At 80.2% G+C, this 410-nt stretch carries 1 pseudogene; it reads right to left on the minus strand.

Annotation, left to right across the window (positions count from 1 at the left end):
- Nucleotides 1-410 (minus strand): annotated as a pseudogene (locus G3I71_RS48900) (hypothetical protein); the annotation flags it as partial.

The raw sequence follows: 410 nt of genomic DNA on the forward strand, positions 1-410 counted from the left end.
GTCGTCCCCGGCTCGGGCGCGGGGTCGGTTCCGATCGTGCCCGGGACGGTCGGCGGTTCCGTGGCTCCGGTGGTCGGGGTCGAGGACACCGCGGGCTTGGCCGGTGCCTGCGCCTCCCCCGAGGTCAGGGCCAGCCCGATCGCCGTGCCGAGCGCGGCCACCGTCAGCACCCCCGCGGCCGCCAGCAGCGCGGTCCTGCGCCGGGATCCCGGTTCGGCCCCCGGGGCGGGCACGGGGACGGGGACGGTGGCGGGAGCGGGCTCGGTGAGCGGCGGGAAGGCGTCCCGGAAGCCGTCGGACAGGATCGCCGGGGCCGGTCCGGTGGCGGAGGCCGCCCCCCGGATGACGGGGATGACCTGCGTGCTCGCCTCCCCCCGGGCCGGCGCGACGGGCCCCGCGGCAGCCTTCGC

This window comes from Streptomyces sp. SID12501 (assembly GCF_010550245.1).
Taxonomy (GTDB): Bacteria; Actinomycetota; Actinomycetes; order Streptomycetales; family Streptomycetaceae; genus Streptomyces.